The sequence below is a fragment of the uncultured Fibrobacter sp. genome, assembly GCF_937877005.1.
Classification (GTDB): domain Bacteria; phylum Fibrobacterota; class Fibrobacteria; order Fibrobacterales; family Fibrobacteraceae; genus Fibrobacter.
This window is the reverse complement of the sequence record NZ_CALEFV010000120.1, coordinates 1-16799: the sequence shown is the minus strand read 5'-3', so window position 1 is coordinate 16799 and position 16799 is coordinate 1. Positions and strand designations below refer to the sequence as shown.

Genomic DNA, 16799 nt, shown 5'->3' with positions numbered 1-16799 from the left:
CCATTTATCCGGGGCTATATCCCTTATTTAAAGCTAAAGACGGTACCGGCGACTTAATTGTCGGCGAAGTTTCTTCCATTAACGATGATAAAACCGATAACCATTTTGAGATAGAACGACTAAATGTCATTCGAAATAGCATTGTGAGCGATTGTGAAGGCTTTTTCCTGTGCTATCAGCCGATTGTAGATGCGACTACTGAAAAGTTGGTGGGAGCGGAGGCTCTAGTCCGTTGGCAACACGATGCGTATGGGACTGTTTCGCCCATCGAGTTCATGGATGTGTTGGAACAGGATAATATTTTCCCGGAGCTTGGCAAGTGGATTTTGCGTTGCGCGGTGAGGGACGGAAAAACATTCCTAACGCGTTATCCGGGTTTCTCCCTGAATGTCAATTTGTCCTACACGCAGCTTGAAAAACATAGTTTCGTACAGGATGTATTGACGATTCTCAAGGAATTTGATTTCCCTCCGCAAAATCTCTGCCTCGAAATTACGGAACGTTGTCGCCTTTTGGATATGTCGCTCCTCAAGGAAATCTTTACGGATCTCCGTAGCAAGGGTATTAAGATCGCCCTCGACGATTTCGGAACGGGCTTCAGTTCTCTCGGCGTTCTGCGAGAACTCCCCGTAACTTCTGTGAAAATTGATCGCAGCTTTGTCATGAATGTCGTGCAGGATAATTCGGATCAGAATACGGTGCGGTTTATTTCGGACCTGGCGGATTCCTTCTCTTCTTCTGTGACGGCAGAAGGTATCGAAACATCCGAAATGCGCGATTTTCTGATGCACTTCAAGATCAAGTGTCTGCAGGGCTTTTATTATTCCAAACCGCTTCCGTATGACGAATTTGTGGCTAAATACATAGATTCGTAGGTTCGGGTTCGGGGCCATTCGCCTAATTTTATACATTTTAGGACATGAAGAAGATTCTAGAACGTCTAGGCGTCTGCCGTAGGCATTTTGTCGCTTTAGGAATTACGATGGCCGTTTTGGTCGTTGCGTTCCTTATTTTCAATAATCTGACCGTTCCCTATGCTAGGCGCTGGGACATTGACTGGGGGTATTACGCCATCCTCTCGACATTTGTCCTGCTTGTGGTCGGCCTGTTCGTGAATTTGCCCACGGTTCTGCGCGGCTGGAACGACTATAGGCCTTCGGGAAAGAGTCTTTGCGCTTTTGCTGGAATTGTACTTGTTTTTTCGGTGTTCATGTTCGGAAATATCGGCAATACGCATCGCGTATTGAGTGACGAGACGAGCTGGGAGTCGATGGGACTCCAGATGTACTTCGACCAAACGGGCGGTATTTGCAACGAAGGAATATGGAAGGATGGCGTCCTGGACTGCAAAACCGAAGTGAATAACTTCAAGGGCAAGGCTTTAGGATTTGTCTATTCGCTAGTGTTCCTTTTTATGGAACCGGGGCGCGATACGGCGTTGCGGGTGAATTATCCTTTCTACTTGCTTAGCTTGCTTTTCTTTTTCTTCGCTCTTTCGAAATGGTTCAAAAACGAATGGGCCGCCTTGGCGGCGACCGCTTTTCTTGGCGGTATGCCAATCTATCTGTTGCAGGCGCGTGCTGCATCGACAGAAGTCCTTTATATTTTCCTGCTTGCGGTTCTTATGGCTTGGTATTCTTTTGTACCCGCCTCCAAGGTGAACTGGAAACATTTCCTGTTGACGGTCCCGTTGCTTGGCTTCTTTGCACAGACTCGCCAGGAGACCGTATTTGCGTTTATTCCCTTCGCTCTCTACTATTATAAGTATTTTCTGGAAAAGGCGCATCGCCTTCCGCTGTTTGTCGCTGCAGTCATTGCTGTGAGTTGGCCTTCTGTGAATACCATGGCGGCCTACCGCGGTTACGATTTTCAGGGTGGAGAACATGCTGCCCACTCGCTTGAAAATCTTTGGTTCAATCTCAAGACGAATATCGAAATCATGATGAATCTGAAGGAAGACCCCGCTTTTGGTGGAATCATGATGAATCCGTTCTATACGACTTTTACGGTCATCTTGCTTGCGGCGACGGTCTGGCTCCTGTTCCGCTTGTTTTACTCGCGTAGGTATTGGCGTGGAGCCCTACTCGGCATAACCTTCTGTTTGCAGATTTTCGTAATACTTCTGAATGTGTCAGGTACATTTACCATTGACATTAACCAGCGCTATGTGCTGGTGGCGCTTCCTCTGTTCGCTCTGATCATGGCACTCGGCCTATACGATGCCCTTGCCTTTACGACCAAGATGAAGACGGATGCGGCAGGAAAGATTGTTCTGGCCGTTTCGGTAGCCCTTTCCGTTGGACTCATGATCTACCATGGCGATAGTTACCGCCACAACATGCTTTACTACAAGAACAAGCTTCTGGGAGAAGAGGATTACCTAGATCAGGCTCTTGAACGCTATCCCGAGAACTCAATCTTTATCTATTCCCGTCCATGGCAGATGCTGGCTTCGCGTCACAGCTCGTTCAGCGAAAGGTCCTTCATGGGGTGGGATAACGAAACCTTTGCCAAGTGGCAGCAGGCATCCGGTGGCAATATCTATATGGTTCGTGGTCAGGATGGTTATGGGGAACTCAACCGCAAGTCTCGCGTAGTGGGATTCAAGACGACGGATCAGGTTGATGAAATTCTGAAGGATTACAAGAGTGAACGCGTGCTAATTGAACCGAAATTATTCGGTTATCCGCTTGCCATATACAAAATTGTGGCGAAGAAGGGAGTGTCTCATTATCTGCAGAATTTCTTTGTGAGCGAGATGGACAATAATTCAATGGTCGTGAGCAAACATTTTCCAGAGGCAATTACCTGTAATTATACTTTGAATGGGGAACTGCAAGAAGATCTGATGCTTTCTCAGGAAGCGGATACGCTGCAACTGGACTCTTCCGGGATCATGGCCGGCTTGAATAAAGTCGTGTTCGAATGCCTGTTGCCCGATGGAGACTCCTTGAGGCTCAAGAAGGAATTTTTCGTGCGGACTCCAGAAGTCCTGCTCCTATCGGATCAGAAAATCGACAGCTACGAACAGGCGTGGGGTGTTCCTCAGCTGAATCAAACCGTGGAACACGGCAAGATTACGCTTGATAAGGAAGTTTTCCGTTATGGTATTGGTTCGCATGCTCCGGCATTAATCCGCTATAAGTTGCCTAGGACCTATGCGACGCTCCATGTGACATTCGGCCTCGATGACGAAAGTGCCTGTGGCGATGGGGCGTATTTCATTGTAGTGGGTGACGACAGGGAACTGTTCCGTAGCAAGCGCATGTATTCGACGGAAAAGCAGTCTGCCGATGTTGATGTGTCTGGCGTTAACACTCTTGAACTTCGCCTCGACGAAGGAGACAAGAAGGACAAGGACTGCGATCACGGCGATTGGGCGAATGCCTGGCTGGAGGCTGCACGTTGAAAGTCCTTGTTGCACCGCTGGACTGGGGACTGGGGCATGCAACTCGATGTGTGCCGGTGGTTCGCGAATTCCTGAATCAAGGTGCAGAAGTAGAGCTGGCCGTGACGCGTTCGAATGCCGCCCTCTTGCGTAGCTTTTTTCCCGAAATCAAACAGCATCTTTCACCGTCGTATAATATTGTTTATCCAAAGCATGGCTACAATATGGGCTTGTGGCTTATCAAGAATAGCGCCCATTTGAAGAAGATTGTCACCTTTGAACATCGTTATGCCGAACAGATGGTGGAACGACACCATTACGATATGCTGCTGTCGGATAATCGATTCGGCTTTTATAGTCGTCAAGCTCAATCGGTGTATATGACGCATCAGTGTCGTATCGCTTTCCCGCCGATGTTTTCGCCTTTTGAGCCGATTGGCATGCTGTGGCACGCCTCGGTCATGAGACATTTCAATGAGGTCTGGATCCCAGACTTGCCTGAACCTCCCGGGTATGCGGGGGCGCTTTCGCATGTGTCAAAATGTCCTGTGCCGGTCAGGTATGTTGGTGCGCTGTCTCGATTCAATAACAGCGCTCCGCTTCAATCGAATGGGATTAAGTATAAGTTTGCTGCCGTTGTTTCTGGCGTCGAACCGGCGCGAAGCCGATTCGAAAATGTCCTGCGCAAGACTCTTTCCGAAATTCCGGGCCACCATGTTGTCGTTGTCGGAAAACCGGCTTCGGGACTTAGATCGTGGAACGAGGGTAATCTCGAATTCCATACGCACCTTCCGGATGACCGATTTATTGAAGCGATTCAATCGGCAGAATGGGTGATTTCCCGCGGTGGCTACAGTACGGTTATGGATATGGCCGTGCTCGGTGCGCGCTGTGTCTTTGTGCCCACGCCTGGGCAGTATGAACAGATTGTCTTAGGTCGTGATTTGTCCCGCATGGACTATGCCGTCTCTGTCGATGAATCCAAGTTGTCGGCAGAAACATTGCTTGCTGCCATTAGTGAAAAAAATGGCGTTGCTCTCCCGAAACCCAAAAGCAATGATCTTCTAAAAAAGGCTGTATGCCACCTGTTCTCAGATTGCTAATTATCCATTATCCATCCTCCATCATCCATTATCCACATGCCTCAATTCATTCTCGCTTTCCCACTCACTAAAGAAGTTAACGAACCGCTCGCTTTAACCGAAACCGTGACGCTTGCTGCCGACGCAACATCGGTAATCATTCCCGGCTGTAGTGTGATGTTCAAGGTCATCCGCAAAGAACGCGTGGCGGGCCTTGCCGATATTTTCAAGGAACACCAGGATATTTCGGCAGAGACTGCCGCTGCAATTGAAGCGCACAAGTCGTTGTTGTTCTTGCTCGGCGAGGTCAAGAATATCGAAGAAGTGACCCAAGTGAATATGGCCATTCTGAAGGCCTTTAACGCAGGCGCACTGGGCGTGTACATGCAGCAATGCGGCGCAGCCTGGACCGATGCGGGTTTCCGTGAAGAAGTGGGCGATGGCGAATATCCGATGGATCCGTGGATTAATTTCGTGGAAGCGGGTGATTCGATTTATACGCTCGGACTAGCAACGTTCGTGCTGCCGGATTTGTGCATCGCGGCTAGTGCCGAAGACCCGCAAGAAGCTTTGTTGATGGCGGCTGACTCCTTGTTCGGCGATGGTGTTCCGGCGAAATCGGGTTCCGAAGTCGACCTTGGTGAAGGTGCGCATTACGTGCTCCGCGCCGAAGCCAAGAATCCGTTTCCGAAGGACAGCCCCGAGTACAACAAACAGGGAATCTTAAGGCTAATTAAAAAGTAGCGGTGAGCGATGAGGTCGCTTCGCTCTGAGGTCTGATAAAATGAAAAAGAACCTAGTTGATACTAGGTTCTTTTTGCTCAAAGCTCATTGCTCAAAGGGCGCATCGCGCCCGAGCTCATCCCTCTTACAATTCAGGTTGCTTGCCGGTGAGGCGCACGAAGATTTCTTCGTATTTGGCGAGCGTGTTCTTTACCACGTCTGCCGGAATTTCCGGACCCGGGTAGGTCTTGCCCCAGTCGAGAGTTTCGAGCCAGTCGCGAACGTACTGCTTGTCGAAGCTTTCCTGGTTCTTGCCCACCTGGTACTTGTCTGCCGGCCAGTAACGGCTGGAGTCCGGTGTGAGCACCTCGTCGATGAGGATGGTTTCGCCGTCGATTTCACCGAATTCGAACTTGGTGTCGGCAAGGATGATGCCCTTGCTTGCCGCGTAGTCGCGGGCCTTCGTGTAGATGTCCAGAGACATGTCGCGGAGAGTGGTTGCGACCTTTTCGCCAACGATGTCGAAAGTCTGTTCGAAGCTGATGTTCTCGTCGTGGCCAACGTCGGGCTTGGTGCTCGGCGTGTAGAGCGGTTTTTCCAGCTTCTGGCAGAGCTGCAGGCCTTCCGGGAGAACGTGACCGCAGATCTTGCCGGTCTTCTGGTAGTCCTTCCAGCCGGAACCCACGATGTAGCCGCGCACGATGCATTCCACGGAATGGCGGTGGGCCTTCTTCACGATCATGGAACGGCCGCGGAGGTAGTCGGCGTGCTTCTTGAGCACGGCCGGGTATTCGTTCACGTCGGCGGTGATGAGGTGGTTCTTCATGCCGAGGTGCTGGAACCAGAACAGCGAAAGCTGGTTCAGGATTTTGCCCTTACCAGGGATCGGGGTGGGGAGCACCACGTCAAAAGCGGAAAGACGGTCGCTGGCGACCATCAGGAAGCTGTCGCCCAGGTCGTACATGTCGCGTACTTTGCCCTGGTGGAACAGCGGAACTTCGGTAATGGGGGTATCAAATTTTAAGCTCATAGTGCCCTAAAATATAGAAAAGAGGGAGGGATGGTAGAATGAAGGGTCCCCCGAAGGGGACCCTAGTGCGGATGGGAGTTCCTTGCAACTATTATTTCTTGATGTACAGCGAGTTCACGGTGTGTCCCTGAACCCTGGAACGCACGATGTAACGACCGCGGGGGAGGCTGCTCATTGTTTCTGCATTCCCGACGCGGTGGCCATTCATGTCGAAGACCGCCATGACGGTTCCGCCTTGCTGCAATTGTAGGTTTCTTGCGAGACGAGTTGTTTCGTTCGGATTGTTTGAAGAATCGGGGGTGACGTTTGCCGTGTAGTTGTCCCAGCCGGGCATGTCCTCGAGCGAAATGACGCGTTCGTCATCCATGTTGCTCTTCCACACGGCATCCTTTGTTTGGCCGGGCCAGGTTCCGCTCCAGGTGCTGTACCACGGCATCCACCAGCTCCATACGGCTTCGTCGGTGTGCATGTTGTTCACGTCGGGAATGGGGCCGTTTTCGCTGAGAGCGAGAATCTTCGTCCCGTTCGATGCGCTCTTGAACTTGTCGAAAGAACTTGCGTTGCTCGAATGGTCGTTTTCATTGTTGTAAATGTCGATGGAAAGTACGTCGTAGTAATCGCTACCCGGATCCCAGGAGGTGACGGTACTCCCTTCGGGGTTGAACACCCAGATCATGTTCTTTACGCCCTTGACCTTCACCATGCGGTCAAATACCAGGCGGTAGAGGGCCGCAAACTGCTCGCCCGAATTGATGCTCCACCAGAACCACTTTCCGCCCGCTTCGTGCAGGGGGCGGAAGATTCCCGCCACGCCTTCTTTCTGCAGTTCGAGGAAGTAGTCTGCGATGTGGTCGATGTCGGCGACAATTCCCTTGTAGGCGGCACTTTCGGTGTTCCATTCGGTGGTGCCGGGCTTGAAACCCGTAGAGAAGTCGAAGTCCGTATATTCGTTGGTGCCGGCTGCGCTCTGGATGTAGAAGGCGTCCTTCTTGTCGAGCGGGTCTTTCCAGTGCCAAGTGAATGCGGGGATGCCGCCAGCCTTCCAAAGGCCTTTTGCAATGGAAATCGCCTTGTCGGTGTATTCCATGTTCCAGCCTTGAGACGCGTTCGGGCCTGTTGCGAATAGGAAGTCGAGGCCGACGAGTGCCGGGTACTTGCCCGTGCGCGTGTAGATGTACTTCACGTCGTCGTGGGTCTTGAAGTCGGCGCCCAGAGTGTAACCGCTCATGTCGCCGGTCATGATTCCACTAATCGTCTTCTTGCCGAAGTTCTCGCGCAAGAAACTGTAGAGCTTTACCGCACTTTCGGTCGCGTTCGGGGTGACCGGGGCCGCAGAAAGCTTGAAGGGGGCGGATTCGTAGGCGGAAATATCGATGTAGTCGACGTCAATCCATCCCCAGTATTTCTCGATGGCGATGGTGTTTGTGCCCGCCTTGAGCGTGACGGCAGTTGTGACATCTGCCCATCCGGTCGTTGCCGCAAAGTCGATTGTGCCTGCGGTGGCGCCATTCACCTTGAGGTAGTTAGCCTTGTAATCACCCGCCTTGTAATGGATGGCGAGCGTGTATTTGCCAGCCGATTCAACAGTGACATCTGTGAAGGAAATATTGCCTTCCTGGAGACTTGCGTACCCTGTGCCCGAAACTCCACTGCTGTTGACAATTTTAGCTTCGCTAGATACGGTTGCCGATTCCGCCTCGTACTTGGTGGCAAATGCCGCCGTCGAGACGCATAGACCGAGAATTGCGAATTTAAGGCCGATATTCATTAGAACTCCTTGGTTATACTGAATATACCTTGTTTTGCGGGTTGCCGCCAGTAAAATGTCCACGGGTGTGGACAAAAAAGTCAACATTGTTTTGAAAAAATTTACAAATTGATCCGAAAAAATTGGAAATTTAATAGCGAGAAACTATATTTATACCGGCAGGCCCGCCATGTTTTCGAAAAACAAGATCAACATATACGACTATTCCGACTACCGCAAGTTTTTGCAGGAGTTCTACGAACTGGAAAAGTCGCTGGACCCGACGTTCAGCTACCGCGTGTTCGCCGCTGCGGTCAACATGGATGCGAGCCTCCTGGTAAAGATTTTGCAGGGCAAGCGCCACGTTTCGCCCAAGTGCATCGAGACTTTCGTGCAGTTCTTCCGGTTCAAGGAAGCCAAGGCGGAGTATTTCCGCGAGATGGTCGCCTACGGGAAGGCGAAAACCGACGAGCAGGTGCGCAAGCATTTCGAGACGCTCCAGAAGATGCGCCCTGCCGCCTGCCGCGAGCTGGACGAGGCCCGCTACCGCTACTTTCAGCAGTGGTTCTACCCGATGATACGTTCGGCCCTCGACGTGTTCGACTACCGCGGCCCGCAGGATGCCGCAAAGCTTGGCGAGAGCAGCGTCCCGAAACTCACTGCCACGCAGGTACAGGCCGCAGTAGACGCGCTGTTGCAGCTCGGGCTCGCGCATACCCGCAAGGATGGCCGCGTGGTACCTACCGAGGCCCACCTCAAGACGAAGGAACACTGGCTGAGCGCCTGCATCAGCGACTACCAGGCGAGCATTGCGGAACTTGCCCGCAAGTCCATCGCCGATACCCCCAAGGAAAAGCGCGATATCAGCACGCTCACGATGGCGCTCGACTCGAAACAGATCGAAAAAATTCGCGAAATCCTCGCCGAGACGCGAAAATCCATCGTAAATGTGGTCAATGCGATGCCTTCGCAAATTTGCGACAGCGTTTATCAGTTAAATTTCCAGTTGTTCCCGATGATGAAAAAGGAAGAACGATGAAAAGGGCTGTGGAGTGTTTAATATTGGGCGTGGCCTTGCTTGCCGGCTGTTCCGACAGCGGCTCCGAAACTGCGGGAGCCACGAGCGAGACGACGAACGGGATTGCCATCGCGGTGTATGATGTAAATCGCGATCCGATTCCTCAGGCGCGTGTTACCCTGTATTCGAAGGCAGATTTTGCAGTAGTCAATAGTGCCGTCGCCAACGATTCGGGACTAGCCCACTTCGATTCGCTCGCAGAAGAATGTTCCAGCGGGAACTGCTTTGTCGAAGGTATCGCCGGGGCAGATTCCGCACTCATGACCTGGAGCGAATTCAAGTCCGCCGCTTCCGAAGCCGAAATCGCGACGCAAATTGAACTCGCCCCGTCGGCATCGCTCACTCTGCGTACGGGAACGACGACTGACGATGAAGTCTTTGAATTCCTGCGCCTGGAATCTACCCCCTACATGGCCTCGCGCTCCGGAAGCGATTACGTATTCGCCCATGTACCCGCAGGCATGTTCACCGTAGTTGCCGGAGATTCCGCTGTCGCCACGTTCTCGCTCGAAGCAGGAGCCGAAGCCGACACGCTCGTGAATGTTCCCGGAAAGACCCGCGAATACGTCTTCGAGGATTTCGACGATGGCGATAGCCTGAACAACCTCGCGAAGACTTACAAGAACTACGGCTGGTACTATATCGCCTCGGGTACGGCAACCTGGATAAAGCCCGATTCTGCAGGCGGATTTGGCAGTGCCATCGTGGACGGTGACCGTGGGAAGTACCTTTCGCTGCAGTTCGACCTCGGCGATTCTGGCTACGTGCTTCTCGGCACGCATCTCGGACTCGACACGGGCTATTATGACCTGAGCACTCTCACCGCCATCCGCGTGAAGGTGCGCGGGGACTGCGACTTCAGTTTTGCGCTGGAACACTACAAGGATCTTGGCGACAACAACTTCCAGAAATCACTCTGGCACGCGACCGCCGACACCGCCTGGAAGGAATTCGTGTTCAGGCCCGGCAGGGAAAAGCTCAACGCATCCGTGTACCAGGTGGAATGGAAAAATATCGCCCACGAAATTGGGTTCATGAGCATCTTTGCCAGTGGCGGCAGTTTCCTCGAAATCGACGAGATCGTATTCGAGGGAATAGACGAAAGCGAACTTTAGGACGCGTTCACCTTCTATTTAGCGACGTTTTGAAGGAGTGGGCTCTCGAGGGCTCCCTCCGTTTTTTTTTCGTCTATATGAAACAAAAGTGTTGCATATAGAAATTGTATTTGCTGAAATTTTGAAAATATTTGATAATTTTGATAAAAAAATGAATTTTGTTGCATGAAACTATTGCTTTTTGAAAAAAGTAGATTTATATTTAGGAGTGAAAGAAGAATTCAACGAGGAGGATTCAATGAACAAGTCTTCGGTTGTCTCGGTTGCCGCTTCGGCTGCTGTTGTCACGGTTCTTTCGTTCGCCTTGGTTGCCTGTGGCGACGATTCGGCATCGACATCGACTTCGACATCGGATTTGCATCAGACTGCTAAGGATGTTGTAGCGGAATGCCGGAACGATGTCTATAGGGGTGTTGCGGCAGATTTCATTGTCGAAGCGAAGGATGCTGTTGATGGTGCTGAGGATGCTGCTCCTGTGGCGCAAATGTACGAAAGCGAAGATGGCGACATAACGGTTGTCGTAGAAAACGTGATGCTTAATTGCGGGGCGATTGTCCGTGGGGTGGATGTTTCTATGGCGAGCGATACGATCTTCGCTCAACTCGATATCGATCCGAGTAGCCCGATAGCTAGATGCATTTGTAGTACACGAATCTTCTTCAAGATTGAGAAGGAGGACGATTTCTCCAGGGCGACCCACTTGGTGTTAGGAGACCTGGGCGTTTTTGAGTTGCATGCCTCCGGTGTAGAGCTCGCCTCTTCCAATTCTCAGGGTCCCGAGTCCTCTGATGGTGAGGAAGAACAATCTTCTGCGTCGGAGCCCTCGTCCAGTGAAACTACGCCGGAATCCAGCGCTGCAGTCTCTTCTTCGAGCGATGCCGAGGAATCCTCTTCAAGTGAAGAATCTGTGAAAAATCCTTTCCAGGTGGTGACTCAAATCGAGGGCGACTGCATGTCTGCCAGAGGTAACTCCGACATACCTGGTGGCGACGGCATGGCCTTGCCTCCGCATGCTGTCATAACCTGGGATGATGGTTCCGACTTTGCGGTTGTTTCCGTTGATCATATGATGATGTCATGCAAACGGGTTGAGGGGGCTGCGGGGTTGACCGTGACGCCGTCTATTCTTGATACTGTTGTAGTGACTGCCATTGGGGACACGCTCCAGGTAAATCCGTTTATAGATGAAACGAGAGCTGATTCCGATTGTCGTTGTCTAGGGGAGGCTAATTTCAGGATAATGGTTGAAGAGGCTTTTGTCTATGCGTCTATCCTGGTTCTTGATGAAAATACTTTAACGCTTCAGCAGGAACACTATATTCCTATGCCGACGGAATCCATGGAATAGTTTAGGAAAAAGGAGAATTGTATGAAAAAAATGTTTGCTTGTTCGGCAGTCTTGTCGCTTATGTTGCTTGCTTGCGGCGATGAATCTTCGTCGACGGCTCCCGTTACCGGCGGCGAGGAAAGCTCCTCTGCGACGGGAATTTCTTCGGGAGCCGAGAACCCGTCGTCGAGCGCGGGCGCGGAATCGTCCGGCTCGCAGCCTTCTTCCTCGGGCTCCGAGAATCCGGAGTCTTCGAGCGGAACGGTGAGCTCCTCTTCGTCCATTGCGGGTAACCCGGTGCAGAAGGTGAAGGTTTTTGGCACATGCATGGAATCCAAAGGGCGTTCCGATATCGATATTCCGGGTGGTGATGGCCTCGCTCTCCCGCCGCACGCCCTCATGGGGCAGGAAGATGGTTCCGACAAGGTGATTGTTTCCGTGGACCATGTGATGATGCCGGCTTACAAGATTAGCGGGTTTGCCGGGATGATTGTGAATCCGGCGCTTCTCGACAGCATCGATGTCATGGCGGTGGGTGATACGCTCTATGTGAAGCAGGTTGTGGACGAGGCCAAGGCGGAGGATGACTCCAAGTGCGTGGCTGAATTCCATTTCGTGATGAAGGATGAGCCCGCCTTTACGAACGCCACCTTTATAGTTGTGGATGATGTCATACGTTCGACCATCGACAAGGAATCCTATGTAGCCTCTTCGTCGTCGACAGCACCGAGTTCCTCGTCGGTTACTGGCAGGAGTGTCGCCGTACCGGTTTCCAACGTGTCGCTTACCTGTACGGCAAACGAGTGGTTCGATGGGAGCACTATTCCGCCTGATATACTGGCTGAGCCTTACCCCTACATGGGCTCTATTACAAGAATTGACGGGCTTGCGAAGCTCACTATCATTAATGCGCGGCTAGATCTGCCCTGCAGCGGTGACAGCGCTGTCGCGAACGCTGCGATGAACGATGCCGAGGTCGCCATTGCGCGCTCCGGTGCGAACCTTATTGACGATACGCTTTTCGTGAATATCGACCGCAGCAAGGGTGTAGATTATTCGTGCGGGTGCAATGCCCGGGTGGAGTTCCTGTTCGATGGGCAATATGCCGATTTCGGCTATACCGTCTTTGATAACAAATGGCCTATAGAAGTTTTCGATGCGGCAAAGCAGCGCCCGCGCCAGATTATTGAGGATGCGACGGCCCAGTGCCGCAACTCGAACAGTGGAGATGACCCGCTGACGGACGGTGGTTCAGATGGCCCGCGTGCAGGTGACGGCGCAATTCCTCCGGTGGCCTACATGTATGAATTGGGAAACAAGGCGCAGATTGTTATCGAGACAGTTCAGATGCCTTGCGGCGTGCAGTTCAAGAATATCGATGTTTCCGTTGGGGGCGATACCCTCTATGTGAAGCCGGATATTGACGAGTCCGCACCGCAGGCCGATTGCATCTGCTCGACGCAACTCGACTTCTATATCGAAGCGGAGGATGCCTTTAGGAATGCGACGATCCTCGTGTTCGACTACGGCTGGAACACCAATCCGAGCAACAAGATGCAAATTGTGAAGCAAAGGCATGTCGTTGAGTAGCCCAATTAATCGGAATACTCCTTGGAAAGATAAAACAGGTGCCCGCACGGGACACCTGTTTTTATATCCGAAAAAACGGAGCTTATTAGTATTGCGAAAGCGAAAGAGGTAAGTCGTTGAGCGAACATTCGTTGGCCGAAGGCCAAGGCCATGTGAGCGAGTCGAGCTCACCTCTGAAGCGAGGCAATCTTAATAAAGCAAAGCGAACACCATGCCGGGGCGGAAGTACTTGCCGGCGGTGTACTTGAGAGCCGTGCTGTGGAGCAGCATGAACAGCGCGCTTGCTTCAACCTTGTTGGCCTTCGCGATGCTGCCGAATGCCTTCGTAAAGGCGGGCAGGTTGCGGGGGAGCTTCGGGCTGATGCGGGAATCTGCAAGCAGGGCGCCCTTCTTCAGGAGTTCCTTGTGCATCTTGTCGGCGGCGGTGGCGCTAAGGCCGAAAGCCTTCACGAGCGCTTCCGGGTGCAGGCGGCAGGATCCGTTGAATCCTTCCGGTGCGGCGAACGGAATGCGGGCTTCTTCGTAGAGGTTGCGGATCATGGAGTCACCCATGTCGGCAGCCTGCTTTTCGAGGCCGTGGTGCATCATGGCGCACATGATGCTGTACTGGATGCCGATCCACACGTCGTGAGCCTGGAAGTTGAATTCGTCGAGCGGGCTGCCGTCCTTACGAACAAGGTTGGCGGCACCGATGAGCGGGCTGTTGGCCTTGTAGTTCGTGTTGAAAACGCGCAACAGGTTGGCCTTCGCCTTCTTTTCGTCGCTGATGGGCTTGAGGCCAAGCAGACGCAGGTAAGTGTCGGCGAGCATCGTGTCGGCGAATACATCGTCGCAGTCGTTGGCAATCTTTGCGTTCCAGCTGGCGGTAAAGGCGTCCTTGCACTGGGCGGTGAGCCAAGCCTTCTTGAGGCCGCGGAGTTCGTTCTTGGAAAGTTCCACATCGCTGGGGATTTCGCCGGAGTTGAGCCATTCATTGATGGTCTTGAGGGCGGCCTTCACATTGTTGCCGTCAATCGCGAGCGTGTCCTTGATGGCGTCGGCGAGTTGCGGGAGCTTGTCTGCCACAACGTCCTTCGCTTCCATCGGGGTCACGAAGAAGTGGTAGTAGCCTTCGGCTTCGTCCCACAAGGCTTCGTCGAATTCCTTGTTGGCGGCGTCGGCCTTCGCATTCCAGGTGTCGGCCTGTGCCTTGTCGCCGAGGATTTCGGCAATCTTTGCCGCAGCGCGGAGGCCTGCAATCCAGAGGCTACCGCAGTACACGGAAATGCCGTGGCTGGAGAGGTTGTCGAACGTGTCGTCGGTACCGTGGGTGAGCGGGAAGTTTTCGCCTTCGTTCACCATCTTTTCGAGGTACTGCATGGCGGCGTAGACGGCTTCCTTGCAATCCTGCAAGTTCTGCTTGTCCTGCGTCTTCACGTAATGACGGAGAACCATCAAAACATACTTCGGAGCGAGATCCTTCCATTCCTTCACGTTGTGCCAGTCGTAGGCATCGGGTTCGGCGTCGAAGGGGCTTCCGAGGTCGTGAATCACGGCGCCACGCACGGCGCGCGGGCCTTCGAGTTTCGGGTCCGGCAGGTCTGCGAACGGGTGGTTCACGTATTCGTGGTGACGGCGACGGTTGTCGTTTACGGCGAGAATCGCATCACCGAAGCGCTTCATCACCACACCGTCGAGGCGCGGCATCAGGGCCATCAGGCTGAAGCTGCCGTAGAAGTAAACGTCGAGGGAGTTGAAGAACGGATAGTCTGCGCATTCGCGGACGAGGAAACGGTCGTCCTTGTCCCACACGGTGGCTTCGGCGAGGAAGCTGAGCGTGTTGATGGCGAGGCTCTTGAATTCGTCCTGCTTGGCGGCCGTCTTGTAGAGCTTGGCCACGGCCTTCTTCGGCACGAGTGCTTCGAATGCCTTGAGGCGAGCGTCAAAGTTCTTGTCTGCGGCGAGGGCTTCTTCTAGGATGGCGCCCACGCGGCCGTAAGCTTCGGGGAAGAATGCGGTGTACTTCTTGGCGGAAGTAAGCTTGTTCAGCTTGATTTCGGGGAAGTCGAGCACTAGGTTGAACTGGAAAGAAACCTTCTGCTTCGGCTTCAAGACGGCAGTCACAGCGACGGCACCGGCCATCGTTTCGCGGCCGCTGTAAACGTTCTTGACCCAGGCTTCGCAAACGCGACCGCTGCGGAGAGCGCCCTTCAAAACAGAGGCGGCGTCATCCTGGTAGAACATCGGCTTCACGGAAACGTTCAGGTTGTCCTTCTTGTTCCAAGCGACAGACACGCCCATGCAACCGTTGAAGTCGCTTTCGGCGAGCGGCTTTTCGTTGTAAAATTCGAGACCGCGGACTTCGCGACCATCGCCTGCCTGCTTGCTGAACTTGACTCCCTTCGGGAAACGTGCAGACGGAACGAGTACGAAGCTGGAGTCCTGAACGCCCTGGCGGTCCTTCTTGGCCATGTAACCGGCGATGCAGTCCTGCACCTGCACAATCGTGATTTCGCGGGTTTCCTTGGTGGTATTTTCGAGAGTGAATACGGTGGCGTTCACGGGGAGGCTGGAGAGGCGTTCGTCACCCGGAGTCACGTAGCTGGACTGGGTTTTGGTAATCTGCACGCCCTTGCCTTCGTACTTAGTTTCACTCACCGGGTAGAGAGCGGTGTACTGCATCTTGGCGGCATCATAACCGGCCTGGCCCAGGAATTCAGTGTCGTTTGCCCAGGCGGCGGTGAGGGCGCCCTGGCGCACGGCCTTTTCGCCGACGACGCCGTTGAAGAAGTCGATGACGGCGCTGCGGTTGAGTTCGGCACCGGCCTTGTTCAGGAGGGCCGCGGTGCGGTCGCTCCATTCGATGTGCCAGCGTTCAAAGTCGGCCTTGTTGTTCTTGAAAAAGTCCTTCTCGGCGATGGCCTTGTTGAGCTTGGCCTCGGCCTTCTTCTGGTTCGCAAGTTCGGCGGCGGTAAAGAGTGCTTCGCCCTTTGCGTCCACCAGCGGGTACTTGGCGAGCATCTGCGTAAAGCCTGCGAGGTCGACGATTTCGAGAGCGGCCTTCGCATCAATTACGGATTCGCGGAAGAAGAAGTTGTTGAAGCGGAGGTCAGAAGGCTTTTCGGTGCGGACCTGCACGCCAGGCATCACGTTCATCACGGGAGTGGTGCCCGCAGGCGTTGCGGTGAATGTCGAGCCGATACCGCCGACAGCAATACCCGTGGTAGAGGGGGTCGTAGAAAGCGGGGTGTACCAGGGCTGGATAAATTCCACGGCGAGGCCCGGGGTCATCAGCTTCTGGACGGAACCGGCCTGTTTGGCGCCGGCGAGATAATCTTTGATGCTCATAGTCAATTCCATGAATAGGGTTAATTTTACCTTAGAAAAATTAGCAAATTTGGAGCGGTGATGGACCTTTTGGCAGGTATTTTAAGGTTACAAACGAAAACGCGTAAAAAGGAGGGGCTTGTTGCCGATGAAATGCTTAATCTGCAAGTTGAAAAGTTTTTCTGAAAACTTAAAATAAAGTATATTGATTATGTGACGAATATTCGTATTGACTACGCAAAACAGCTCTTAGAGCAAACAAATTTATCCCTTACAGAAATTTGTTCTAAAGTGGGCTATTCAGATCAGTCAACCTTCTTCAGAGCATTTAAAAAAATAACAAAAGAAACCCCTGCACAATATAAGCGCAGAATAAAACAATAATAAAAAAACTCTTGATTCCTCAAAAGAAT

At 52.8% G+C, this 16799-nt stretch carries 12 protein-coding genes; 9 read left to right on the top strand and 3 right to left on the bottom strand.

The annotated features are described in order from the left end of the window. The 4 genes from Q0628_RS05880 to Q0628_RS05865 form a co-directional block, all read left to right on the top strand. On the top strand, positions 1-875 hold an 875-nt coding region (locus tag Q0628_RS05880; protein WP_298769068.1), incomplete at its 5' end, for a D-lyxose/D-mannose family sugar isomerase. A 44-nt stretch (positions 876-919) separates the two neighbouring features. Beyond that, positions 920-3409, top strand: a complete 2490-nt coding sequence (locus Q0628_RS05875; protein ID WP_298769066.1) for an NPCBM/NEW2 domain-containing protein — start codon at positions 920-922, stop codon at positions 3407-3409. Next, positions 3406-4491 (top strand): glycosyltransferase family protein, encoded by a 1086-nt coding sequence (locus Q0628_RS05870; RefSeq protein WP_298769064.1) that lies wholly within the window; start codon positions 3406-3408, stop codon positions 4489-4491. Before Q0628_RS05875 ends, Q0628_RS05870 begins: the two co-directional genes overlap by 4 nt. 36 nt (positions 4492-4527) lie before the next feature. Next, entirely contained in the window at positions 4528-5214 is a 687-nt protein-coding gene (locus Q0628_RS05865) for a hypothetical protein (protein WP_298769061.1), read from the top strand. A 124-nt stretch (positions 5215-5338) separates the two neighbouring features. Here the strand turns inward: Q0628_RS05865 and Q0628_RS05860 are convergent, their stop codons facing one another. Continuing rightward, positions 5339-6223, bottom strand: a complete 885-nt coding sequence (locus tag Q0628_RS05860; protein WP_072828256.1) for a phosphoribosylaminoimidazolesuccinocarboxamide synthase — start codon at positions 6221-6223, stop codon at positions 5339-5341. Between the two features lie 91 nt (positions 6224-6314). Further along, positions 6315-7991: a glycosyl hydrolase gene (locus tag Q0628_RS05855; protein WP_298769058.1), complete on the bottom strand. Its 1677-nt coding sequence runs from the start codon at positions 7989-7991 to the stop codon at positions 6315-6317. 169 nt (positions 7992-8160) lie between these two features. On the opposite strand from Q0628_RS05855, the gene Q0628_RS05850 reads away from it, so the two are divergent. From Q0628_RS05850 to Q0628_RS05835, 4 genes are all read left to right on the top strand, one after another. Continuing rightward, complete coding sequence (locus tag Q0628_RS05850; protein WP_298769056.1) at positions 8161-9009, top strand: TIGR02147 family protein; 849 nt, start codon at positions 8161-8163, stop codon at positions 9007-9009. After that, positions 9006-10163 carry a hypothetical protein gene (locus tag Q0628_RS05845; RefSeq protein ID WP_298769054.1) on the top strand — a complete coding sequence of 386 codons (1158 nt, stop codon included), beginning with the start codon at positions 9006-9008 and terminating at the stop codon, positions 10161-10163. Before Q0628_RS05850 ends, Q0628_RS05845 begins: the two co-directional genes overlap by 4 nt. Before the next feature lie 238 nt (positions 10164-10401). Beyond that, positions 10402-11511, top strand: a complete 1110-nt coding sequence (locus tag Q0628_RS05840) for a hypothetical protein (RefSeq protein WP_298769052.1) — start codon at positions 10402-10404, stop codon at positions 11509-11511. Positions 11512-11532: 21 nt separating this feature from the next. Further along, positions 11533-13080: a hypothetical protein gene (locus tag Q0628_RS05835; protein WP_298769050.1), complete on the top strand. Its 1548-nt coding sequence runs from the start codon at positions 11533-11535 to the stop codon at positions 13078-13080. A gap of 189 nt (positions 13081-13269) precedes the next feature. On the opposite strand, the gene Q0628_RS05830 is transcribed toward Q0628_RS05835, so the two are convergent. Further along, the gene (locus tag Q0628_RS05830; RefSeq protein ID WP_298769048.1) at positions 13270-16407 is read right to left on the bottom strand and encodes a GH116 family glycosyl hydrolase; all 3138 of its coding nucleotides are present in this window, start codon (positions 16405-16407) and stop codon (positions 13270-13272) included. Positions 16408-16581: 174 nt separating this feature from the next. On the opposite strand from Q0628_RS05830, the gene Q0628_RS05825 reads away from it, so the two are divergent. Further along, positions 16582-16770, top strand: a complete 189-nt coding sequence (locus Q0628_RS05825; protein WP_366979052.1) for an AraC family transcriptional regulator — start codon at positions 16582-16584, stop codon at positions 16768-16770. Positions 16771-16799: the final 29 nt, after the last annotated feature.